This is a genomic window from Mycobacterium numidiamassiliense, assembly GCF_900157365.1.
Taxonomy (GTDB): Bacteria; Actinomycetota; Actinomycetes; order Mycobacteriales; family Mycobacteriaceae; genus Mycobacterium; species Mycobacterium numidiamassiliense.
The window spans coordinates 3,100,524-3,122,005 of sequence record NZ_FUEZ01000004.1; the positions used below are offsets into that span (position 1 = coordinate 3,100,524).

At 62.4% G+C, this 21,482-nt stretch carries 21 protein-coding genes and 1 pseudogene; 14 read left to right on the plus strand and 8 right to left on the minus strand.

Translation table 11 applies throughout. The features are described from left to right. The first annotated feature begins 25 nt into the window (after positions 1-25). On the plus strand, positions 26-481 hold the full coding sequence (locus tag MNAB215_RS23065; RefSeq protein ID WP_077080858.1) for a DUF5709 domain-containing protein: 456 nt from the start codon (positions 26-28) through the stop codon (positions 479-481). Here the strand turns inward: MNAB215_RS23065 and MNAB215_RS23070 are convergent. Together MNAB215_RS23070 and MNAB215_RS23075 are read right to left on the minus strand one after the other, a co-directional pair. Beyond that, on the minus strand, positions 478-1,338 hold the full coding sequence (locus MNAB215_RS23070) for an SDR family oxidoreductase (protein WP_077080859.1): 861 nt from the start codon (positions 1,336-1,338) through the stop codon (positions 478-480). The genes MNAB215_RS23065 and MNAB215_RS23070 overlap by 4 nt on opposite strands. Before the next feature lie 209 nt (positions 1,339-1,547). Next, positions 1,548-2,672, minus strand: a complete 1,125-nt coding sequence (locus MNAB215_RS23075; RefSeq protein WP_077080860.1) for an Rv2629 family ribosome hibernation factor — start codon at positions 2,670-2,672, stop codon at positions 1,548-1,550. Positions 2,673-3,005: 333 nt separating this feature from the next. Between MNAB215_RS23075 and MNAB215_RS23080 the strand changes: the two genes are divergently transcribed. After that, positions 3,006-4,085, plus strand: a complete 1,080-nt coding sequence (locus MNAB215_RS23080) for a YncE family protein (protein WP_077080861.1) — start codon at positions 3,006-3,008, stop codon at positions 4,083-4,085. A gap of 82 nt (positions 4,086-4,167) precedes the next feature. On the opposite strand, the gene MNAB215_RS23085 is transcribed toward MNAB215_RS23080, so the two are convergent. Then, a complete protein-coding gene (locus tag MNAB215_RS23085; protein WP_077080862.1) occupies positions 4,168-6,009 on the minus strand; it encodes an AMP-dependent synthetase/ligase in 1,842 nt (613 codons plus the stop codon). A 195-nt stretch (positions 6,010-6,204) separates the two neighbouring features. Here MNAB215_RS23085 and MNAB215_RS23090 point away from each other — a divergent pair, with 195 nt between their 5' ends. Both MNAB215_RS23090 and MNAB215_RS23095 read left to right on the plus strand, forming a co-directional pair. Beyond that, positions 6,205-7,188, plus strand: a complete 984-nt coding sequence (locus tag MNAB215_RS23090) for a GNAT family N-acetyltransferase (protein ID WP_077080863.1) — start codon at positions 6,205-6,207, stop codon at positions 7,186-7,188. 114 nt (positions 7,189-7,302) lie between these two features. Next, positions 7,303-7,785 carry a flavodoxin family protein gene (locus MNAB215_RS23095; RefSeq protein WP_077080864.1) on the plus strand — a complete coding sequence of 161 codons (483 nt, stop codon included), beginning with the start codon at positions 7,303-7,305 and terminating at the stop codon, positions 7,783-7,785. Between the two features lie 94 nt (positions 7,786-7,879). Here the strand turns inward: MNAB215_RS23095 and MNAB215_RS23100 are convergent, their stop codons facing one another. Beyond that, positions 7,880-8,140 carry a hypothetical protein gene (locus MNAB215_RS23100; RefSeq protein WP_077080865.1) on the minus strand — a complete coding sequence of 87 codons (261 nt, stop codon included), beginning with the start codon at positions 8,138-8,140 and terminating at the stop codon, positions 7,880-7,882. Positions 8,141-8,392: 252 nt separating this feature from the next. Here MNAB215_RS23100 and MNAB215_RS23105 point away from each other — a divergent pair, with 252 nt between their 5' ends. The 7 genes from MNAB215_RS23105 to MNAB215_RS23135 all read left to right on the plus strand — a co-directional run bounded on the left by MNAB215_RS23105 (position 8,393) and on the right by MNAB215_RS23135 (position 15,298). Then, positions 8,393-9,646 (plus strand): alpha/beta hydrolase family protein, encoded by a 1,254-nt coding sequence (locus MNAB215_RS23105; RefSeq protein ID WP_077080866.1) that lies wholly within the window; start codon positions 8,393-8,395, stop codon positions 9,644-9,646. A gap of 14 nt (positions 9,647-9,660) precedes the next feature. Then, the gene (locus tag MNAB215_RS23110) at positions 9,661-11,073 is read left to right on the plus strand and encodes a wax ester/triacylglycerol synthase family O-acyltransferase (protein WP_077080867.1); all 1,413 of its coding nucleotides are present in this window, start codon (positions 9,661-9,663) and stop codon (positions 11,071-11,073) included. Between the two features lie 140 nt (positions 11,074-11,213). Continuing rightward, the gene (locus MNAB215_RS23115; RefSeq protein WP_077082254.1) at positions 11,214-12,050 is read left to right on the plus strand and encodes a slipin family protein; all 837 of its coding nucleotides are present in this window, start codon (positions 11,214-11,216) and stop codon (positions 12,048-12,050) included. An 88-nt stretch (positions 12,051-12,138) separates the two neighbouring features. Further along, entirely contained in the window at positions 12,139-12,522 is a 384-nt protein-coding gene (locus MNAB215_RS23120; protein ID WP_077080868.1) for a SpoIIAA family protein, read from the plus strand. A gap of 116 nt (positions 12,523-12,638) precedes the next feature. After that, on the plus strand, positions 12,639-13,274 hold the full coding sequence (locus tag MNAB215_RS23125) for an SRPBCC family protein (protein ID WP_077080869.1): 636 nt from the start codon (positions 12,639-12,641) through the stop codon (positions 13,272-13,274). A gap of 17 nt (positions 13,275-13,291) precedes the next feature. After that, positions 13,292-14,488, plus strand: a complete 1,197-nt coding sequence (locus tag MNAB215_RS23130) for a site-2 protease family protein (RefSeq protein ID WP_077080870.1) — start codon at positions 13,292-13,294, stop codon at positions 14,486-14,488. A gap of 15 nt (positions 14,489-14,503) precedes the next feature. Beyond that, positions 14,504-15,298, plus strand: coding sequence for a universal stress protein (locus MNAB215_RS23135; RefSeq protein ID WP_077080871.1), 795 nt, complete (start codon positions 14,504-14,506; stop codon positions 15,296-15,298). A 20-nt stretch (positions 15,299-15,318) separates the two neighbouring features. Here the strand turns inward: MNAB215_RS23135 and MNAB215_RS30585 are convergent. Further along, positions 15,319-15,645 (minus strand): annotated as a pseudogene (locus MNAB215_RS30585) (universal stress protein); the annotation flags it as partial. 273 nt (positions 15,646-15,918) lie between these two features. Next, positions 15,919-16,350, minus strand: coding sequence for a hypothetical protein (locus MNAB215_RS23145; protein WP_083746351.1), 432 nt, complete (start codon positions 16,348-16,350; stop codon positions 15,919-15,921). 349 nt (positions 16,351-16,699) lie between these two features. Here MNAB215_RS23145 and MNAB215_RS23150 point away from each other — a divergent pair, with 349 nt between their 5' ends. Next, positions 16,700-17,074: a SpoIIAA family protein gene (locus tag MNAB215_RS23150; protein WP_077082255.1), complete on the plus strand. Its 375-nt coding sequence runs from the start codon at positions 16,700-16,702 to the stop codon at positions 17,072-17,074. Positions 17,075-17,191: 117 nt separating this feature from the next. Further along, positions 17,192-18,613, plus strand: coding sequence for a bifunctional lysylphosphatidylglycerol flippase/synthetase MprF (locus MNAB215_RS23155; protein ID WP_077080873.1), 1,422 nt, complete (start codon positions 17,192-17,194; stop codon positions 18,611-18,613). A gap of 63 nt (positions 18,614-18,676) precedes the next feature. Here the strand turns inward: MNAB215_RS23155 and MNAB215_RS23160 are convergent, their stop codons facing one another. Both MNAB215_RS23160 and MNAB215_RS23165 read right to left on the minus strand, forming a co-directional pair. Next, positions 18,677-19,120: a pyridoxamine 5'-phosphate oxidase family protein gene (locus tag MNAB215_RS23160; protein ID WP_077080874.1), complete on the minus strand. Its 444-nt coding sequence runs from the start codon at positions 19,118-19,120 to the stop codon at positions 18,677-18,679. Between the two features lie 121 nt (positions 19,121-19,241). After that, positions 19,242-20,219, minus strand: a complete 978-nt coding sequence (locus MNAB215_RS23165; protein ID WP_077080875.1) for an Acg family FMN-binding oxidoreductase — start codon at positions 20,217-20,219, stop codon at positions 19,242-19,244. Positions 20,220-20,490: 271 nt separating this feature from the next. Between MNAB215_RS23165 and MNAB215_RS23170 the strand changes: the two genes are divergently transcribed. Beyond that, complete coding sequence (locus tag MNAB215_RS23170; protein ID WP_077082256.1) at positions 20,491-21,480, plus strand: Acg family FMN-binding oxidoreductase; 990 nt, start codon at positions 20,491-20,493, stop codon at positions 21,478-21,480. Positions 21,481-21,482: the final 2 nt, after the last annotated feature.

Consider the following 21,482-nt stretch of genomic DNA (forward strand, 5'->3'; position numbering starts at 1 on the left):
TCACGGTGAAAGGAGTTGTTGAGACATGAGTAGTCGGAACTTCGGCTTGGGGCCGGCGGCAGGCGAGTACAGCGCGGACGACGACGACCAGCTGCAGCCAGAGGACACGCTGATCGACCGCGGCGTCGATGACGTACTCGACGAGGGATATTCGCCGCCCGAGCGCCCCTATGGACGTGGGGCCTACGCGTCGTCGGAAAGCCTCGACCAACACCTAGCAGAGGAAGAGCCAGATCCGCTGTCGCGAATCGGTAACCCGCTCGATATGGATGAACAGCAGCGGTCCGACGAAGCAGAGCGTGAATTCGAGTTTCCGCAGCGACGCGAGGTCGGGCGGGTGCGAGCGGGTCGACTTGTCGCGCCGGACGGGGGGTATGGCGAAGACACCGAGGCGGAGCTGGTGGCCGAGGATGTCGGTATCAGCGGGGGAGCAGCGTCTGCCGAAGAGGCCGCCATTCACATCATCGACAGTGGCGACTAGTTTGGCCCCGACGCCGAGAAGTCGCTGAATCGCTTGAGGTAATGCAACACTCGACGCGTTGGCACAGTCCTCGGCCAGTCGTCGGCGCGGAAGTATGCGTCCGACCCGCCATCGACGAAAACGACGCTTCCGCACAAGAAATCCGCGGCATCTGACAGCATGAAGAGCGCCCAGTCCGCAAGCTGCCCAGCGTCGCCGAACCCAACGATCGGGATAGGGAATGAACGAACGGCCTTCGCCTGCTTGGGTATTGAGAGCTGCTCCTCCAGAAGCGGTGTCATGATCGCTCCCGGAGCGAGAGCATTCAGGCGGATGCCTGCGCCCGCCCATTGAGGTTTCACCGCCTCACGTCGAACCCAACGGCTCACAGCGATCTTGGAGGCGGCGTAGAGGATCGTGGACGCATTCGTGCCGAATAGCTTCACGGAACGAACCGCCTTGTCGGCGTCATCGGCGAGGAATGCCCGGACGGTTCGAGCGGGAACCGCGGGCGTTGTTGTTGTCGAGTTGCTCGAGAAAACAACGACCTTCGCGCGGGTGGCGGAGGCCAGCGCCGGCCGCCACGCGTCAAGCAGGTCAACGACACCGAAGTAGTTGACCTGGGCAATCAGGCGCGAACGGTCGGCGGCCGGCCCGGGGCCAAGACCGGCTGCGAGCACCGCTCCATCCAGTCTGGCTCGCGACGACGCGAGCACGCAGTCGGCGGCAGCCCGGCGCCCCTCGGCGGTCGACAAATCGGCCACGATGTCTGCCTGCTTGATATCCACTCCGATTACGGTATGGCCGGCGTCACGCAACTTCTGCGCGACCATGTGCCCCATCCCGGATGCCGATCCAGTCACTGCGTAGACGCCCATCTGTGTCGTCTAACCGTTTGTGGCGGCGTCGAGCACGACTACATTGTGGCCGCGCAGAAAGTCCATGCGCGACGCCAACTTCCGTCCGGCATCGGCACGATCATCGAAGCGCTTCATCAGTCGAGTCCCGATACCGTTGTGGGCCGCCCGGTTGGGCAAGCGACGATGTGCTCGAAAAGCGCTATGCGTCATCGCGATTGACTCGGAACCTAGGACTGTTGGCCGGCGAGTCGGTCGGTTGCGGCGTAACGCAGCAACGCGCCGATACCGTCCGCGGGCGTGATCTGATTGTCCGCCCGAACCAACGACGCGCCAACCGCGATTGCGGTGAACGGCAACGCCTCATCGGCCCTTGCCACACGTTCCACCGGTTCGCCGAGCCCGGATAGCACATCGGCATCGGGCGCGACCGTGGTAAGCGCCTGGCCGGTGACCACGGTGGTGCCGCCCAGCTGACCGACGATCAGCGTGCCGATGTCGCCGTCACGCAGCGCCTGGCATACGGCAGCGAGCCCCTCGGCCGCTAAACCAGAGTGACGCCCGATTTCGGCTTCGAACCGATCAGCGATCTCGGTCATCTCGATGCCGTGGCGCCGAGCGAACTCCGCAGTGATGAGATGGCGGACCTCCTCGGAATCGATACCGCTCCTGCGCGTGCCCGCATGCAATTGCGACACCCGCTCTGCCACGCGCTGCGGTAATTCGGCGACCACATCTGTGCGCGAACGAACCTCGCCGCACACAAACACCACCTCGGGATCCGCTTCGTCGACCAGTCGGGTGAGCTCGTGGGCGATCGCACGGCTGTTCATGCGGATGGCTTCCTCGGTCGTGCGCTGCAAGTCGCCGTAGCCGCTCCAGCCCGCAGTGACCGGCTTGTGCACCGGGTACCCGGCGCCGTCGATGGTGGTGGAACGGATGGTGCCCCCCTGGTGCAGAGTGACCTCGGCACCGGTGTGATCAACCGCGGCGAATACATAGGTCGGTCGCTGCACCTCGAGTCCGATCAGCGGCACGATGTACGGATAATCCGATAAACGGACGACCGTGGCCGGCGGTGGGGTGATCAGTTGCTCGTTGACCAGCACCTGATCGCTGTTCGCGATCAGAGCGCGGCCGCGCCGACCCACGGGGGGTCGATGGTGCAATACGGCTTCCTCGAGCTTGCCTATGACTGCCGCGCTCGCGCCCAGGGCCTCGAGTTCCTTGCGGATATCCTGCCATTTCGTTTCGAGTTGTCCCATGGCATCTGCGGTGTCGTGTGAATCGTCGAAATACACCGAGGCAAAAGGACCTTCTGCTTTTACCAACGACTTGAGGCGTTCTGATCGCATGCCGTCCCTCTTCGCTCTGGCTGTGCCTGTTCTTTGCCAACCGTATGAAGGACCAATGTGCTCGGCGAGAGTCGTTAGCCCCCAGATACGGGTCTTAGGTCCCGGTCAGAAGTACCTGCAGGGCGTGGATTGGTCGCTGAGGGCGGTGCCGCCGCCTAGCGGCAGGGCGGCTTCCGGTGGACCAACGCCGTCACCGAGATGACTTTGTTCTCTACGCCTGTTGTCGCTGGTGCACCAATGATGAGAGACGTGAGATGGCGAACCGCGGGATCCGATCACCGGCATGGAAGATCCCGCACGGCATCGCCGTCATTGACTGGCCGCACGCCTGACATGGCTACCGGCTTGATCGGCGATAGCGCTGAGCCGGATGAGCCTGAGCCGAAGTCTGAGTCGCCACAGATGGTGGTCGCGAAGATATCGCTTGGCGACCGGGTGAGCGACATAGTCGCCAGCCCAAATGACTCCGTTGCCTATGTGGCCCTGCGTGACTCGATCGCGGTCATCAGCGGCCTTCATGACGTCTCGTGCGTTGTCCCGGTGGGCGGACATCCGCGGGGTCTGACAATGGATGCCGATGGCACCCGCCTGTATGTGAGCAACTACGGCGACTCGGTTTCCGTGGTCGACCACGCCGGCTGCCGCGTCGAAGCCATCCCAGGCGCGTGCTGTGTGCAGCGGGTCGAGACAGTGGATCGAATGTTGATCTACGCGGCGAGTAATGCGATCGATGGCGGCCTGATCGCGGTGATCGACACGGACGGCGGCACGGTCACTACCATTGCCGGGCCCGACGGTCATGTCATCACCGATCTCGCTGCCGCCCCTGAGGGCGACCGTGTATACGCCGGGTTATCCCGGCGGAGCACCTACTATCAATACGATGCCGGTTTGATCGGCGTGATCGACACGACGACCAACGCGCTGATCCACACCATCGATCTGGTTTCCTCGCCTGACGCCATCAGCGTCAGCCTGGATGGATCGATGTTGTACACGACGCACTATGACCATAAATTGGTGTCGGCAGTCGACCTTTCCTCTTACCGCGTCACACCGATTGCCTTGGGCGACAGCCCACTTGGAGTAAGTCTTACTCCGGACGGTTTGCAGGCGTATGTGGTCAACGGTTGCTCACTGTCGGTTATCGATACCGTTACCAACGAAGTGGCGCCGATTGCGGTCGGCGACCTGCCGCGGTCCGTGCTCATTAGCCCCGACGGTAAACGTGCCTACGTCTGCAACTTCGGTGACGGCACTGTGTCGCTTATCGACGCCATCGCCCAATGCGTGACCGATACCGTCGAAGTCGGGGGACATCCCCAAGCGTTGGCGGTGAGCCCTGATGGTCACCACCTCTACGTAGGGGATTACTGGTCCGGCACTGTCACGGTCCTCGCCGTTCAGCCGTGATCTCTGGCAATGGTGAGCCCATCGATTGCTGAGTGTGCTGAAAGCGTTGTGCTGGACGACTTTCGATGCGGACAGCTGATGCTCAGTGTTCGTAGAGAGCCGAGAGGCGGTCGGTGAACTTGTCGATGACGATCTTGCGACGCAACTTCATGCTCGGCGTGAGATCGCCGGCCTCGATGGAGAGCTCGCGGTCGATGATCGTGAATTTCTTGATCTGCTCCCAGCGATTCAGTTCCAGGTTCAGCTCGTCGATGTAGCCGGCGATGAGTTCCTGCGTCTTCTCATCGCTGGCTATCTCGGCGAAGGAACCGCCCGCCAGACCGTGCTTGCCGGCCCACTCGGTGATCGCTTCGTTGTCGAGGCTGACCAGCGCCACGCAGTAGGGCTTAGCCTCCCCGTAGACGAGAAGCTCGCTCGCAAAGGGGCACAGGCCCTTGAATTTCGCGTCGATCACCCCCGGCGCCACGTACTTACCCTGCGAGGTCTTGAACATGTCCTTCTTGCGGTCGGTGATCCGCAGATAGCCGTCGGCGTCGATCTCACCGACGTCGCCGGTGTGGAACCAACCGTCCTCCTCGAGGGCCTCGGCAGTGGCATCCGGCAGATCGTGGTAGGCGGTCATCACACCAGGTCCCCTGACCAAGATTTCGCCGTCGTCGGCGATCTTTGCCTCGGTGGCCGGGAACGGCCACCCGACCGTTCCAAATCGATAAGCATTGGGCCGGTTGATAAACGATGCTGCCGCGGTCTCGGTCAGCCCGTAGCCCTCAAGCACGATGATCCCGACGGCGTCGAACCATTGCGCGATGTCACGGTCCAGGGCGGCGGCTGCGGAGACGAAGAACCGCAACCGCCCACCGAAGCGCTCGCGGATAGTGGAGAACACCAGCCGGTCGGCCACCTTATAGGCCAGCGAGGACGCCAAAGACGGCTTCCTGCCGGCCTGCCGCGCTTCCGAGACCCGCAAGCCGATCCCAATTGCCAAGTCGAACATCGTTTTCGAGAGCCGGCCCCGCTCGGCGGCCATCCCCTCGATGCGGGCATGTGCCTTCTCGAAGATGCGCGGTGCCGCACCCATGATTGTGGGACGTAGGGCCGCGAGGTTATCGACAATCCTCTCAACGCGGCCGTCGATTGCAGTAGGGAAGCCGATCTGCAGCGGCAGCGCCAGCATCACTTTGCCGAATGCATGTGCCAGTGGCAGCCACAGGAAGTTGAGGTCGTCGGGGCCGAGGATGTTGAGCGCGTCGATGGCCGCGGCGGTGTACGTCCATGCCCCATGGGTCAGCCGCACGCCTTTCGGCCGGCCGGTGGTGCCGGAAGTGTAGATGAGGCTGGCCAGTTGGTCGGGACCGATGCATGCGACCCGCTCCTCGATGACGTTGGGCGAGTCGGCGAGCACCTGCTTACCGAATTGCTCCAGTTCGTAAAGGGTGATCACCCAGTCGCCGTCGCCCTTGCCGTCGATGATCACGACCTTGCTCACATCGGGCAGTTCGGCACGGTGCTCGACCAGCTTGTCGACCTGCGTCTGATCCTCGGCGATCACCACCCGGCTTCCGGAATTGGCCACGATGTAGGCGACATCGCTGGCCATGGTCGTCGGATACACCGTGGTGGTCGCGGCGCCGGTGCACATCACAGCGAAATCGGCGAGCACCCACTCATAGCGCGTAGACGATGCGAGCGCCACCCGATCCTCGGTAGCGATTCCCAGTGAGATCAGCCCGGCGGCGATCTGGTGTACGCGCTCACCGACCTGCTGCCAAGTCACGCTCTCCCAGCTGTGACCCTGCGGATAGCGAAAAGCTTCCGTATGCGGGGTCGCGGTGACGCGGTCGAGAAACATCCGCGCCACCGACGGCGCGCGATTCTCGATCTTGGTTAAGTCGGGCCTCTCCAGTGAGGCGAGTGGTGCTGTCATGTTCCTCACCCATCGTTGCCACGCCGCACAACGTTGGCGTAGTTAACTCGCCTTCAATCCTGCTGCGGTCCGGTAGGTTCGGGTAGTGACTAAAGTCACGGGGAGCTCGGAAAACGTCCCCACGCGATGCCGTCGGCGGTTGGCGACGGAGTGCTGCGCATCAGGCACTCGCACGGAGCCGCTAAGCGGCCTGGTATGAACGCCGTCGGCATCGAGGAGTTGGCGGCGCTGAATGTGTTCGCCGGTATTCGCGCCGAGGATCTTGCGGCATTGGCTGCCAACCTGGAGCCACTGCATGTGGCCGCCGGCGAGGTCTTGATGCGGCAGGGTGAGCGGGCGGTGTCGTTTGCGATCATCGCGTCCGGTCGAGTCGAGATCAGGCACGTCGGCACGGATGGCCAGATCGCGGTGACAGAGCTGTCGCCCGCGACGATTGTCGGTGAAATCGCTTTGCTGCGAAGCGCACCCAGAACGGCGACGGTGATTGCGAAAGATGACGTCTGCGGATACGTCGGATACGACGTCGCTTTCGAGTGCATGCTAGCCATGCCGATGCTCGCCGACCGAATGGTCCGCACCGCGCGGCAGCGAATGGCCGCGTACATCGCCCCGATCGCGGTATCGGCCAAAGACGGTGCCAGGCTATGGCTGCGCCCAGTCCTGCCCGGTGATGCCGAGCGTTCCAAGAGCAACGGAGCCTTTTCGCGGGAGACCCTGTACCGGCGCTATCAGGGTAGTGCTCCGACCGAGGCACGGTTGGCGTACCTGTTCGAGGTTGACTACGTCGACCACTTCGTCTGGGTGGTTACCGACGGCATGGCCGGGCCGGTCGTCGCCGACGCACGCTTCATCCGGGATAAGGACGACCTCGCCTCCGCGGAGGTTGCGCTCACCGTGGCGGACGCCTACCAGGGCCGCGGGATCGGGACACTGCTGCTCGGTGCGTTGGCGGTCGCAGCACGCGTCGACGGCATCGAGCGGTTTCACGGTCGGGTGCTTTCCGACAACCCGCCCGCGCGTGCATTGGGCGACAAGGTCAACGCCCGCTGGGCGCAGGAGGAACCCGGGGTGGTCACGACCACGGGGGAGATCCCGGCCACGGATTACCTACCTCTCGATCACGAGACGCGTCGGCAGATCGAACATGTGGCACGCCAGGTGATCCGGGCGTTCGACTGATGCGGCCAAAAGTGACCAAAGCCCTGGGCTTTGGCGCCTTTGCGCCCTTACCGCATGGCGGGATTCAAGCGGAGCCTGGACGCGTCCGGGCCATCGTATACAAGGAGTTGGGCTATGAAATCGCTCATCGTGTGCGTTTCGAAGTCGCACGGCAGTACCCGCCGCATAGGTGACCGGATGGCTGAGGTGCTCGATGCCAAGGTCGTCGAACCCGAGTCGGTCGATCCCGAAACGCTGGGCGAGTACGACCTCGTCGGCTTCGGATCCGGCATCTATTACATGAGCGTGGACGCGAGGCTGCGGGACCTGATACGTCGCCTGCCTGCCGTTGACAACGTCCGTGCGTTCACCTTCTTCACCAGCGGTGCCCGGACGATTCCGTTGATGGACTACAACAAACCGGTCCGAAAACAACTGGAATTGAAGGGCTTTGATGTGATCGGTTCGTTTTCTTGCCGCGGATTCGACACGGTTGGACCATTCGGACTCATCGGCGGGATCAACAAGGGGCGCCCTGATGACCACGATCTCGGTCGGGCGGCGGCGTTCGCGACACGCATGCGCAAAAAGGTCGCGGGCTCCCAGGCCGCTTCATGACCGATGTGAAGAAGCGGGACAGCAAGGACAAATGACCGCGACTGGGCGGTGCTCTGAAGGCACCCGCCCAGTCATCGGCCTTGGTTCATAACGACTATTTGCCTACGGCCTGGCCGGCGCTCCGCACCACGCTGCGAGCGAACTCGATGCGCCCGGTGACCAACTCTTCGGTCAAGTCCAGGGCGGCTTCGATGACGTTCTTGCGCCGCGACTCCTCGGGGATATCTCCGGTCACCTGGTCGACGAAGGTGCGGACGGCATCGATGGCCTGCTTACGGCTGGCCTCGACCGATTCGAGCACCTCGTCGGACAGTTCGGCCCAGCGTGACTCGGCCTTTTCCGGTGTCTGTGTCATTGTCAATCTCCTCAAATTGTTAGTGTGACGCTGCAAATCTTGTGCAGCGAATCGCAACTCTGCCGAAGCAAACGCTATGACCTCCACGCAGCCGACACGAGTGCCTAAAGTCCTTCCTCGCCTCATCGTTCGTCCCACGTCGAGCTGTCGGCTACCTCTGCCGGTTCTCATCAGGAACTACGGTGCCGGGGTGACTTTCGCCGGGACGTAAGTCCCTAACGCGTTATCGCGGGTGCTGTTAGCTTGACCGCCATGGCAGTAACCACCAGCGACGATGCCCGTCAACATCCGGAGGCTTTTCACTTCAGCCCACCCGGCATCGCTGGTTTGGGCAGCGCCGTCAGACCGTTTACGCATACCGGTCGGTACTTCGCCCGACTGTGGCGCGATTATCTCAATCAAGCGCCTGACGAACTTCCGATCGCACGACCCACCATTGCATTGGCGGCACAGGCATTTCGCGATGAGGTCGTGCTGATGGGCTTGAAGGCGCGCCGCCCGGTCAGCAGGGGGGATGTGTTCGACCGCATCACCCGCGAGGTGGTCGCGGGGCTGGAGTTCTACGGGGACAAGGGTTGGCTAGAGAAGCCAAAAGGTTTCTTCGCTAAGCCTCCGCCCCTTTCCGACGTTACGGTACGAAAGGTCAAGGGGCAGAGAGATTCCTTCTACCGCATCTTCTTCGACAGCGGATACACGCCGTATCCAGGCGAACCGGGCGCGCAACGGTGGCAGAGGTACACCGCGAACGACCGCGAGTACGCACTGTTGCTGCGCCACCCCGAACCGCGACCCTGGTTGGTATGTATCCATGGAACCGAGATGGGCCGCGCTGCGCTTGATCTCGCCCTGTTCCGGGCCTGGAAACTACACTACGAGCTTGACCTCAACGTCGTTATGCCCGTCCTGCCGATGCACGGACCGCGGGCGCGCGGCCTGCCAAAGGGCGCCGTGTTTCCGGGGGAGGATGTGCTCGACGACGTACACGCGACAGCCCAGGCGGTGTGGGATATCCGCCGGCTGTTGTCGTGGATCCGGTTGCAGGAGCCCGAGTCACGGATCGGGTTGAACAGTCTTTCGCTCGGCGGCTACGTTGCGGCGCTGGTCGCCAGCCTCGAGAAGGGACTGACATGCGCGATTCTCGGTGTTCCGGTGGCTGACCTCGTTGAGCTGCTGGGGCGCCACTCCGGCCTCAGTCGCGATGACCCCCGCCGTCACACGATGGAATTGGCTGAACCTATCGGGCGGATGGTGTCACCGCTGTCGCTCGCTCCGCTCGTGCCCATGTCGGGCCGTTTCATCTACGCCGGCGTCGCTGACCAGCTCGTGCATCCGCGCGAGCAGGCGATTCGCCTGTGGGAGCACTGGGGTAAACCGGAAATCGTCTGGTACCCAGGCGGTCACACCGGATTCTTCCGTTCGGAGCCGGTACAGCGGTTTACGTGGAACGCGCTGCAGCATTCGGGGCTCCTGGACGGATCACCAATGCGGCGCGGCCGTCCTGCCTAGTCGCCGAGGACGAAATGACTGCGCTAGATCCCTTGGACGCGGCGATGATGACCGCGGAGTTGCTGTCCAACCCGATGCATGTCGGCGCCGTGTTGATCCTGTCACCGCCTGGCGATGCGGGCCCGCACTACGTCGATCGCCTGCACCGCGAGGCTCTCGCCGGCAACGATCCGATCGATCCGAGGTTGCGCCGGTATCCGCATCGTGGGGTAGACACCGGTGGGATGTGGGTCTGGCGTGATAGCGACACCGTTGACATGCGCCGACATTGCCAGCGCCGCAAGGTGTCTGGCGGCCCTGACGGATTCTGGCGGCTGATCGGTGAGCTGGATGCGGAGCGCCTCGACCGGTCTCGTCCGATGTGGATGTCGTATCTGATCGACGGCCTCGAGGACGGCCGATTCGCGTTGTATATCAAGGTGCATCACACCGTTATCGACGGTGTGGCTGGTTTTCAGATGATCACCGACGCGCTGAGCACCGATCCGAAACGGCGGTCGATGCCGCCCTTCTATGCCGACTGCCGTGGTGAATCCGCGCCGCCGCCGCCGTCGGCCGGAGTGGCCTCTCGTGTTCTCGCACCGCTACGGACGCTGGTCGGCGCGACGGCATCGAGCCTTGGGCTGATCGAGCGGGTCGTCGCGGGCGAGCTATCCACTGCGATCGACAGCTTGGTCGGGCACACGACCGTGTTGCCTTTCGGAGCGCCCTACACCCGGTTCAACGGCCGCCTCGGGCCCGAGCGGGCCGTCTGTGCGGGCAGTTGGGCGAAGAAGCGCATCCAGGACGTGCAACGGGCGGCCGGTGTCACCTCCAACGATGTGATCACCGCGGTAGTGGCTGGCGTTATGCGCACTTGGCTGCGTGACCGTGCCGAACTGCCCAAGCAGTCACTGGTGGCCGCCTGCCCGATCACCGTGCGCGATCGGGAGCGCGATCCGTCAAATGACCAGCATGGCAACATGTTCGGTCTCTGGCTGTGCCCGATGGGCACGAATGTGGCCGATCCGGTTGTGCGGCTGGATGTGATCCACCGGTCGATGGTAGAAGGAAAACACTGGGTGGCCAAACGCGGATCGGCGGCATCGTTGCTGACGAACGCGGGAAGCATCGCCGCGACCGTCATTTCCCCGCTGCTGCCGTTCACGCCGAAAATCCGTACCGGATTCAACTTGCCGATTTCGCATGTTCCCGGACCCCGGGACGAAATGTATTGGAACGGAGCCCATATCGAAGAGATGTATCCGGTGTCAACGGTCTACGACGGGTTGGCGCTCAACGTCACGACCTGCTCGTACGCCGACCGGGTCGGATTCGGCTACGCGGCGGGCCGCGAGGTGGTGCCCGATATCGAGGCTCTGATACCGCTGACCGAGCAGTGCCTGACCGAACTCGAATCTGCCGTAGGTTCGCGTTCCGCCCCTTAGGGATCGATCCGCCACGAGGAAGGGCCCTTCGCCTACGTGGGCGGGGACTTTTGGCCGCTGACTGATGACCACGGCGGCTCTAGCGTTGGTGGCATGCCCGGTGCCACTGCAACGCGGCGACATGAATCGAGGTGGTCCTGATGGGCCAAAATGGGATAATTCTCGTGGCTTCCGCGTTTATCGTGTTGGCACTGTTGGCGTCTGCGTCAATCAGGGTGGTGCAGCAATATCAGCGCGGTGTGCACTTTCGGCTCGGCCGGGTCATCGGGGTTCGCGAACCGGGGCTGCGATTGATCATTCCGATCATCGACCGCTTGTGGCGGGTTTCGATGCGCATCGTGACCATGCCCATCCAGTCGCAGGGCATCATCACCCGCGACAACGTCAGCGTAGACATCGCTGCGGTTGCCTACTTCCGTGTCGCCGATGCGCGCAAATCCGTCGTCGTCATCGAGAACGTCAATTCCGCCATCGATCAAATCGCACAGACCACCCTGCGCAACGTTGTCGGGCAACATTCTCTCGACGAAGTGCTCGCCCAGACCGAGAAGATCAACGGGAGCATTCGCCAGATCCTCGACACCACCACCGTGGCCTGGGGCGTGGAGGTTACCTTGGTCGAGCTCAAGGATATCCAGCTTCCGGACAGCATGAAACGGGCGATGGCCCGCGAGGCCGAAGCAGAGCGGGAGAAGCGAGCCAAAATCATTGCCGCAGAGGGCGAAGCGCGCGCAGCCGCGGCGCTCGGCGATGCATCCGACACCATGATGCAGCACCCGCTGGCCTTGCAGCTGAGAAACCTGCAGACCCTGGCAGAACTCGGCGTGGAGAAAAACACCACCATCGTGTTCCCCGCCCCATTGATGAGCGCGATCGGAGAACTCACCGGCTTCCTGAACCGAGAGACGAAGGCCTCAAAGTCCCAGCCCAACGGTCTAGTCGACGAAAAGCTAACCCCTGCGACGATGCTGCATTGAGCCATGCCCCGCGATGTTTGAGATGAGGTTCTGGCCGTCGTGGTCGAGCTGATTGTCAAAGGCCTCAGCTATTGACAGGGAGAAATCGATGATCGAAGTACTGCCGGACATGCCAAAGGGAGTGACCGGTATCCGCGTGTCGGGCCGGCTGCTCGGTGACGAACTGCGTGAGTTCAAGCCGGCCATGCAGGAGTTGCTGAAAGCCGGAGATGTCAGGATCGTGGAGGTCATCGCGTCCGATTACGAGGGCTTCGGGCCGGGCGGGTTGGTCGAAGACCTGAAACTGGGCTTTGGCGCTCTCTTACAGCATCATTCGGGCTTCAAGCGAATCGCGGTAGTGTCCGATAAGCAATGGGTAGCCCATACCCTGCACGCGCTGGCGTGGATGGTCCCGGGCGAGCTCGCCCTGTTCGGCCTCGACGAGCTTGAGCGCGCGAAGGAGTGGGCCGGCGGCGCAGGGGCGGCTTCTTAATTCAGTCGAGATCTAGCGCCGCCGATATCTGCCGGCAGTATGCAGGGCATATTGGCGTGGTCGGCGAGGACTATTGGCCCTGGTAGGCCGTACAGCGCAGACACCAGACTGGCGACATGGCAAATGTAACAGCAACGGTCGGGCGGATGTTGGCGCTCGGTGCGGTGCTCTACGCCGCGCGACAGTACTACCGCAATTGGGGTGCAACCAAGGAAGAGTGCGTGCTCCATTTGCCCGGCGACGCACTAGTCGGTGATCCCGTTGTTCAGGCGACTGAGGCCGTCTACATCGACTCGCCGCCATCAACAGTCTGGGCCTTGCTGGCGCAGATGGGTCAGGACCGGGGCGACGCCGAGCGCATTCGTCCGGAATCGCAACATCTTGAAGTAGGGGATGTTTTGTACCCGGCCCCTATGGGCTGGATGGGGCTCAAGCGCGGCCTGAGGATGTGCGTTGCCGAGATCGAACCTGAAAAGTACATCGTGCTCAGAGCAATGCGACCGGGACTGCTGCGGGATGCATTGTGGTCGATCCATGTTCTGCCGCATTGGGAGGACCGTGTCCGGCTCCTTGTGCGCGTACGAATCGGCTTGCGCCACCCTGGCGAAGTGCTTGCCATGGAGATGGCCAGGCCGTTGGTCGCGTTGACGACGCGCACATTTCTGATCGAATTCAAACATCGGGTCGAGCGGTTGTCCTCGACGCAATCGCCGCCCGTTTTACGGGCTGTTAAAGATGTTGTCCAGCAATAGGTTTCGGAGGTTCTAAGGTGAGTGAGGCCATTCCGCTAGGACGAATTGCCGGGTTCGGAGTGAAGGTCCACTGGAGCGTGATAGTGATCCTGTGGTTGTTCACGTGGAGTCTGGCGAGCACGCTGCCCGGCACCGTCAAAGGGTATTCGCACGCAGCGTATTGGCTGGCCGGAGCCTGTGGCGCGGTGGTGCTGCTGGCATCGTTGTTGGCACACGAACTCGCACATGCGGTCGTCGCCCGTCGTATGGGGGTCAGCGTGCGGGACGTGACGTTATGGCTTTTCGGTGGGGTGACGAGCCTCGAGGGTGAGGCGAAGACCCCTAAGGCGGCCTTCCGAATCGCATTCGTGGGTCCGGCCACTAGCCTTGTGCTGTCTGCGGGTTTCGCCGGGCTGGCAATCGCGCTTGGCGCCGTGCACGCCGCAGCCATCGCCGTCAGTGTTGCTTGGTGGTTGGCAACCATCAACCTGCTGCTGGGTCTGTTCAATCTGCTACCCGGTGCCCCGTTGGACGGTGGCCGCGTGGTGCGCGCATATCTGTGGCACCGTTACGGCGATAGCGTGCGCGCCTCAGTCGGTGCGGCGCATGCCGGGCGAGTGGTCGCCATCATCCTGATCACGTTGGGATTGGCCGAGTTTCTCGCGGGCGGCCTTATCGGTGGCGTCTGGTTGGCATTCATCGGCTGGTTTATCTTCACCGCCGCTCGCGAGGAAGAAATGCAGGTGACCACTCGGCAGGCCCTTGCCGGACTGCGGGTCGTCGATGCTATGACCGCTAACCCGCATACCGCCCCTGGCTGGCTAACGGTAGAGGATTTCATCCAGCGCTATGTGCTAGGCGATCGTCACTCGGCGTACCCGGTTGCCGACCGGGACGGTTCGACCATGGGTTTGGTCACGCTGCGTCAGCTGCGCGAACTTGCGCCCGACCGACGCACCACGACCAGCGTGCGTGAGATCGCCCTGCCGCTCGACAGCGTGCCGACCGCGGCCCCCCGTGAGCCGCTTAGTGCGCTGATCGACCGATTGTCGTCAGCAGGTCACGGTAGCCGTGCCCTGGTGATCGACGGCGGCCAAGTGGTCGGCATCGTCACCCCAAGCGATCTCGCACGGTTGATCGACGTCTACCGGCTCGCCCAGCCGGGACCGGGACCGGGGTCGGCCGCGCTTCGTCACGATGCGAACAGCGCAACCGTTGGTTCGAGCAAGATCTGAACAGGAGCGCGGACGATGAAACCGATCATCGTAGGTATCGATGGTTCACGGGCGGCGATCGCGGCCGCGTTGTGGGGAGTTGATGAGGCCGTCGGCCACGGCGTGCCGCTGCGTCTCGTCTCGGTTATCAAGCAGACGCATCCATCGCCGGATGACTACGCGCGAGATCTCGCGCATGCCGAGACGTCGCTTCATGAGGCGCAATTGGCGGTCGAGGCCACCCGAAACCTCGTGAAGATCGAAACCGAGATCCCGCGTGGTCCGGCCGGCCCGGCCCTCGTGGAGGCATCCCGCGATGCCGAAATGATTTGCGTCGGTTCCGTCGGGATCGGGCGCTATGCGCGCTCGATCTTGGGTTCGACGGCAACCGAGCTCGCTGAGAAGGCGCACTGCCCGGTCGCAGTCCTGCGCACAAGATCCGACCAGCCACCGCCGGACTTCGACTGGATTGTGGTCCGGTTGATCGACGCGCCCGACAACGACGCCGTCGTCAATTATGCTGCGTGGGAAGCGAAGTTGCGCAGGGCGCCCATGCTCGTCCTCGGGGGCCGACCCGAGGAACTCACCGAGCATGCCGACGGCGCGTTCGAACACCGAGTCCGGGCTTGGCAGCGGAGTCATCCCGAGGTGCGCGTCTACCCGATCACGACCGAACACGAGATCGCCAGCTTCCTGCGCGCCAACGATGAGCGAGTTCAGCTCGCGGTTATCAGCGGTGACGAGGCCGATCAGCTAGCGCGCCTCGTCGGACCATCAGGGCACCCGCTCTTCCGCCACCCAGAGTGCTCAGTGCTGGTCGTGCGGGGATAGCACCAATATCAATGAGATAACTAGGCCACCGACGCGCGTGCCACGATCACCGGCACCTGCGCCATCTGTGCGACGGTCTCGCCGACGGAACCCACCAGCATCTCGGCGAATCCGCCGCGGCCCCGGCTGCCGACTACGATGAGCTGGGCCGCTTTGGACCGTTGGACGAGCTGGTGAGCCGGCTTGTCGCACACAACATTACGGGCAACCGGCACGTCGGGATATCGTTCCTGCCAGCCTGCTAGACGCTCGGCCAATACTTCGCGAGCCATCGAATCTGTTGCGGGGATATCGATGCCCGGCCACTCCGACACATCGGTATCACTGCACGCGTGCACAGCGACCAGCCCCAGTCGATCAGTGTGGGACCTGCTGCCGGAGAAAGGATTTCGCTGTGGACTTCCGCGGGACCACCACGCTGGTAAGCCTCCTCGACCAGCTTGGATGCGGTGTCTAGCAGCTGGTGCCCGCGATCCCGCTGCCAGCGTCGCGTGCGGCCCGTTGCACGGCTAGCTTGCGCTCGCGGACTCATCGATGCCGACGACGATTCCCAATGATGCGTCGCGCGATGACATGGCTTGACTCCTTGGCAATTCGCTCGCCTCATAGAGCCTTGCCCATTACGCGGCGCGCGGGAGTTCAGGAGTTGATGTTTCCGTCTGGGTCACAGGCTGAATCGGCGCCGGCCGCCAGCCGACCCAAGTCAGATAGAGTCCGACGAGTCCGATGAAAAGGTCAACGCTTACCCACAGGGCAGTCATACGGATCGCGGAGTCGGCGGCCGCCATGAAGGCATGTGGGAAAGCCATCAGAAACAGCGCGCGTAGCGCCAAGACCCACCCCGCCAGCGACACGGTGATGGCCGCCGCGCCGCGCCAGTATTGGTGCAGCGCAACGATGACGAGAGACGCCAAGAGCAGGAAGGCGCCTGTCACCCATGGCCACGCCGCATTGGCCTCGAAATCCGAAAGTAGTGCTCGCATATCCGATGCACGGGCCACTGTCGTAGCGGCGACGAGGACAAAGAACGGACCGAGCACGCGGGCGAACATCTGCGTCCGGAGCTGCTGTTGTTCTGTCGTGTTCATTTGTCGTGCCTCCATCAGCGTGGCCTTCGCGGCGAATGGCCGGTCGTTTCTGTGCGATTGCGTCGCATACGAACATTTGAGCACTTGGCCGAAGCCCTGTGCAGGGACAGAAGTCCTGAGTATCCGGGACGTTTGGGGCGCGTCAAATACCTGTGGCCCGTTGGGCCTGCCAGGCGACGCAGGCCGTTCCGGTCAACGATCTTCAACGGAAGCGAACTCGCTTGACACGATGACTTTGTCCTCTATAGGCGGACATCCACGCAGGGAGACAATGACGCGATCAGAGAGCACAGCGCGTTTCGAGGAGGAGCCCGTGATCGAACTGCTCAAAGGCTTTCCCGATAACGTCACCGCCTTCGCAATGCACGAGCACGTGACGAAGGCCGACTACGACGAAGTGCTGATCCCCGACTTTGAAGACCGGCTGCGGCGTCACAAAAAGCTGCGCATCTACGTTGAGATTGCCTCTGACTTAGAGGGTTTCGACCCGGGCGCGATCTGGGCGGATCAAAAGCTCGGCTGGAGACATTTCTTCGACTGGGAGCGGTGCGCATTGGTTACCGACGTCGCTTGGGCAAAACATGCAGCGAAATTCAGTGAGTTCTTTGGCTTTCTGTGGCCCGGGGAATACCGGGTTTTCCCAGAAGGCGAAGCCAGCAAAGCCCATGATTGGATCGCTGAAAACTAGGAATCCGATGGAACCCGAAGGCGAAGCGAACCAGTCGGTTGCTGATGACATCCCGTCGATCCGAGAAGACGACGGCAGCGCGCTGCCGTCTTGGTCTCAGTGCCGCGGCCAGCGGCGATGAAGACCAAGCAGAGAAGCGGTGCGGCCACCACGGTACGGGGCCCCAGACAGGTCTTGGTCCGCGCTGACGTACCGGCGATTCGCTTCATCAGCACCTTGATGCTGCTGTGTGTCCTGGGCTGGTTGATGGTATTGGTCGTACGTGAATATCTCGGCTACGAACGGGTTGCCCCTGGCCGGTTCGGGTGGTCATTGGCGTTACTGGCCGCAGTCGCCCTGATCTCGCGCGGCATTTTTTTGGGTCGGCCGGTGACCACTGGACATGCGTTGACGGCCGCAGCCGCGGTGTGTGCGGGCGTGGGTGCGCACTTCGTGTCATACGGGCTGTTTGGCAACCTTCTGGTCGCCAGCAGTGGCCTCGCGCTCATGTGGCCTACCAATGCGCAACCACAACCGGAAATGCTGGAGCAGATATGGGCGCTGGTCAACGCCACACATGGGGACCCGTTGGCGCCTTTTGCCATGCATTCGACCAAGAGCTATCACGTCAATTCGAGCAAAACCGCGGCGATCGCTTACCGCGTCCGCCTTGGGTTCGCCGTGGTCAGTGGCGACCCGATCGGCGACTCCAGCCAATTCGGTTCTCTGGTAGCCGATTTCGTACAGATGTGCCGCGGCCAAGGCTGGCAGATCATCGTATTAGCCTGCGGCCAAAGGTACTTGGGGCTGTGGAGCAGTCAGACGGTCGGACAGCCGATGCTCGCCGTGCCGATAGGTCGCGATGTCGTCGTCGATGTCCGCCACTTTTCCTTGCGGGGGCGCAGATTTCGAAACCTACGCCAAGCGGTGCAACGCACCCACAACTGCGGCATTACCACCGAGATCGTAGACGAGCAACAGCTTGACAGCGCGCATATCGCCGAACTGACCGAGGTGTTGTACGCAGCGCACCGTGCCGCGCGCACCGAACGCGGATTTTGCATGAGTCTTGACGAGGCCCTGCAGGGCCGCTACCCGGGCATCAAGCTGGCTATCGCACGTGATCGTTGCGGGCGTGTGGTCGCCTTTCACCGATACGCAACCGCCGGACAAGGATCAGAAGTCAGCCTCGACGTGCCGTTCCGCCGGCCAGGGGCGCCCAATGGCGTTGACGAGCGACTGAGCGTCGACATGATTGCTGACTCGAAAAGCCACAATGCCCTGCGGCTTTCGTTGGCGTTCGCCGCGTTCCCGGAGATCTTCGACGCCGTCCGGCCCGGCCCGATGCAGCGTGTCGCGTATCGACTGATTCATTTGCTGGACCCGTTTATCCGCCTTGAGTCGCTCTATCGTTATCTGCACAAGTTCCACTCGCTGGCCGAGCGGCGCTACGTGGTGTTATGTGTCCACCACATTCCCGGGGCGCTATTGGTGTTGTTATCGCTGGAGTTCATGCCGCGCCCGCGCCATTCGCAGCACACTGAGCGCAGCTCCATGTAGCTCAGCGCCGTCTGCCGGAGCCGTGAGCAAGGGGAAATGTCGGCAAGCGGTCGCGGCGTTGGGTCACGCGTGAATGGAATTCTCCATTGGGGGAGAGCCGAATTGGAACCGGCGGCCTGTGACTGTTTCGGGAATCACCCGTACATAGTGCGACTTCTCAGAATTCGTCCACGGTAATACCTGGGCTTGCTCGGCGTCTTCGATCTCCTGGTTAGTACGAAGCGAGCGTGCCATGCCCTTCACGATCACACTCCAGCCCTCGGCGACGTTATGGTCATCGGCCTCGAAGAGCACGTGGTTGTTGATCGCGGTGCTGACCAACTTGGTGCCCTCCGCGGTGCGAAACAAGATTGTCCGGCGCTGAACCACGTAGTTCACCGGGAAGATCTCAGGCTGGCCGCCAACGCTCGTGACCAGCCGCCCAAGGGTCACACCTGCCAGCAAATCCCAGCATTCGTGCACCGGCAGGATGGTGGCTCCGTCATCGCTTTGGATTTGATGTGTCATAGCGATGAGGCTATCGAAGAGGCCGACCGATTGCGCCCTGGCGAAAGTCCTATCTTATGGAGTCCAAAGTTGTTCAACTGTTGAGCGCCCGGCCGTCGGTGAGCGTTATGCGGTTGGCGGACTAGCGGATCTGAAACACATCGGCCAAGGGACTCCGCGGTGTGGGTGCCGGAAGCTTGTCCAGTGGCGGCGCAATCCCGACGCGGATCAGCACCTGTGGTTGGGCGTTCTGCTCGAGTAGGCGACGCACGATTTCGCGGCTTTCATCAACCTCGATCAGATGGGTGAGCGTGCAGGTCGCCATGCCGGCCATGGTGCATTCCAGCAGCACTGCCGACAGCGCTTCGCCGCACCTCAAGGCGTTCGCTTTGGTGTCCTCCGGGGTGGACAACACAAGGATCTTCGACCAGTCCACGGCGACCTCCGGACGTCGATCCACGTGGCTTCTGGCCGGAAACCGGCGTCCCACATCGACCCGGCGGTCTTCTTGGTCGGACGCCAGCGCGCTCGCGGGAACGCCCTCATTTACTACGAATGGCGAAGTCCACCAATCTAATTCGATCTGATACGACATATCGTCGCGGCGCACTGCTTCAGCGACTTCGGCGGCCTTGACCAGCAGCGATCGTGCGTCATCGGCGAGCACGTCAAGTGTCACTCGGCTGTCATCGATCGCGCCGCGCAGGGCAGGCTCGAAGAAATCCCAATATGTGGGTCGATCCAGCGGAAGCCGATCGGTTCTGCGTTGCAGAATCGCATCGGCGCGCTTTCGCTGGGTGTCGGTGACGTGGTCGACGGAGCTGAATGCAATCGATGCCAGCAGGTCGGGGCCGTTCGAGTTGGGAAACCGTTCGATTTCCGAGTGCCAACCCGCGGCCCGCATGGCGACACCAAGGTGATCGAGCGCTGCGCCGCAACTGATGATCGATTCTCGACCGGAATAGTCCGTGCCCGGAACCGTCCGGTGACGATCGACGAACAGGCGCAGAACCCCATCCTCGGCCTCCCACAGCCACGGCTGGCTGTTGTGGACAGATGGAGCCCGGCATGCCAGTAGCACCGCATTCTTGAGGACTTGGCTGTCCGGCGTTGCGTGCATGAGTAGTAACCCTTCGCCGAGTTGACGCTTCGCCACTCGACGGTAGGGCTACAGCGGTATTGGTGACTAGGGCCGTTTGTCCTCGTCGGCACGGTCAACCTGGATGATTTCGTGCATGCATTGATGCGGGCTTGGACGCTCGTGCTCGTCGATAGGGGCTCTGCGAAAGGTGTCGTCTCAGAGTCAAATGACCCAACGCCGAGGACCAAGGACTCTGGCGTCAATTCTTTAGATGCCCGAGGGTCATACCAAGTACAGGAGGCAGGTGGAAATGATGACCCAGACGATCGCGGACACCGAGGTGATCACGGCAGCGGTCGAGTTAGCGTGCCGCGCACCCTCGCTGCATAACAGCCAGCCTTGGCGGTGGGTTGCCAGCAGCACGAGCGTCGATCTATTCGTTGACCCGCACCGAACAGTGACCTCGACGGATCCCTCAGGCCGCGAAGCGATCATCAGCTGTGGCGCCGCGCTCAATCACTTTGAGGTTGCGATGGCCGCCGGTGGCTGGGCGTCGAACGTCGAACGGTTCCCCAACCCGAACAACCTTGACCACCTTGCCTCGGTTGACTTCGCTTTCGTCGACTACATCGCGCAGGGCCGGCGCAGTCGCGCCGATGCGATACTGCGTCGCCGGACCAACCGTCTACCTTTTCGCGCGCCGAAGCACTGGGCGTCGTTTGTACCCGTCCTGCGCAGCTCGTTCGACAATGATTTGGTCACCCTTGACGTGTTGGCCGCCGACGCACGACCCCGGTTAACGGAAGCGGCACGACTTACCGAGGCCCTACGCCGCTATGACGATCACTATCACAGCGAATTACGTTGGTGGACTGCACCATCAAGAGAGTTCGAAGGCATACCCGAGAGCGCGCTGGTGTCAGAGTCGGACGACCGCAGAGTCGATGTGAACCGTCGATTCCCTATCGACCCGTTCGATGAGAGGAGTTCTGCAGGCACCCACGATGAAGCCAAAATCCTTGTCCTGTCAACGCCCAGGGACACGCGGGTCGATTTCCTCAATTGCGGGGAGGTGCTTTCGGCGATCCTGCTGGAGTGCACGATGGTTGGACTGGCAACCTGCCCGGTAACGCACATCACGGAATTGGAAGCCAGCCGAGATATCCTCCGGGTTCTCACCAGCCATCCCGTAGCGGTTCCTCAGGTTTTGATCCGAGTCGGCATCGAACCTGAGGGTGAGTTCGCTCCCGAACCGACGCCGCGGCGACCGTTGAGCGAGGTGTTGGAGATCCGCGGCTAGGT

Bases quoted from the DNA above. Each gene is read 5' to 3' on its own strand.
- MNAB215_RS23065 (WP_077080858.1), top strand. From the start codon at position 26: ATGAGTAGTCGGAACTTCGGCTTGGGGCCGGCGGCAGGCGAGTACAGC.
- MNAB215_RS23070 (WP_077080859.1), bottom strand. From the start codon at position 1,338: ATGGGCGTCTACGCAGTGACTGGATCGGCATCCGGGATGGGGCACATG.
- MNAB215_RS23075 (WP_077080860.1), bottom strand. From the start codon at position 2,672: ATGCGATCAGAACGCCTCAAGTCGTTGGTAAAAGCAGAAGGTCCTTTT.
- MNAB215_RS23080 (WP_077080861.1), top strand. From the start codon at position 3,006: ATGGCTACCGGCTTGATCGGCGATAGCGCTGAGCCGGATGAGCCTGAG.
- MNAB215_RS23085 (WP_077080862.1), bottom strand. From the start codon at position 6,009: ATGACAGCACCACTCGCCTCACTGGAGAGGCCCGACTTAACCAAGATC.
- MNAB215_RS23090 (WP_077080863.1), top strand. From the start codon at position 6,205: ATGAACGCCGTCGGCATCGAGGAGTTGGCGGCGCTGAATGTGTTCGCC.
- MNAB215_RS23095 (WP_077080864.1), top strand. From the start codon at position 7,303: ATGAAATCGCTCATCGTGTGCGTTTCGAAGTCGCACGGCAGTACCCGC.
- MNAB215_RS23100 (WP_077080865.1), bottom strand. From the start codon at position 8,140: ATGACACAGACACCGGAAAAGGCCGAGTCACGCTGGGCCGAACTGTCC.
- MNAB215_RS23105 (WP_077080866.1), top strand. From the start codon at position 8,393: ATGGCAGTAACCACCAGCGACGATGCCCGTCAACATCCGGAGGCTTTT.
- MNAB215_RS23110 (WP_077080867.1), top strand. From the start codon at position 9,661: ATGACTGCGCTAGATCCCTTGGACGCGGCGATGATGACCGCGGAGTTG.
- MNAB215_RS23115 (WP_077082254.1), top strand. From the start codon at position 11,214: ATGGGCCAAAATGGGATAATTCTCGTGGCTTCCGCGTTTATCGTGTTG.
- MNAB215_RS23120 (WP_077080868.1), top strand. From the start codon at position 12,139: ATGATCGAAGTACTGCCGGACATGCCAAAGGGAGTGACCGGTATCCGC.
- MNAB215_RS23125 (WP_077080869.1), top strand. From the start codon at position 12,639: ATGGCAAATGTAACAGCAACGGTCGGGCGGATGTTGGCGCTCGGTGCG.
- MNAB215_RS23135 (WP_077080871.1), top strand. From the start codon at position 14,504: ATGAAACCGATCATCGTAGGTATCGATGGTTCACGGGCGGCGATCGCG.
- MNAB215_RS23145 (WP_083746351.1), bottom strand. From the start codon at position 16,350: ATGTTCGCCCGCGTGCTCGGTCCGTTCTTTGTCCTCGTCGCCGCTACG.
- MNAB215_RS23155 (WP_077080873.1), top strand. From the start codon at position 17,192: ATGAAGACCAAGCAGAGAAGCGGTGCGGCCACCACGGTACGGGGCCCC.
- MNAB215_RS23160 (WP_077080874.1), bottom strand. From the start codon at position 19,120: ATGACACATCAAATCCAAAGCGATGACGGAGCCACCATCCTGCCGGTG.
- MNAB215_RS23165 (WP_077080875.1), bottom strand. From the start codon at position 20,219: ATGCACGCAACGCCGGACAGCCAAGTCCTCAAGAATGCGGTGCTACTG.
- MNAB215_RS23170 (WP_077082256.1), top strand. From the start codon at position 20,491: ATGATGACCCAGACGATCGCGGACACCGAGGTGATCACGGCAGCGGTC.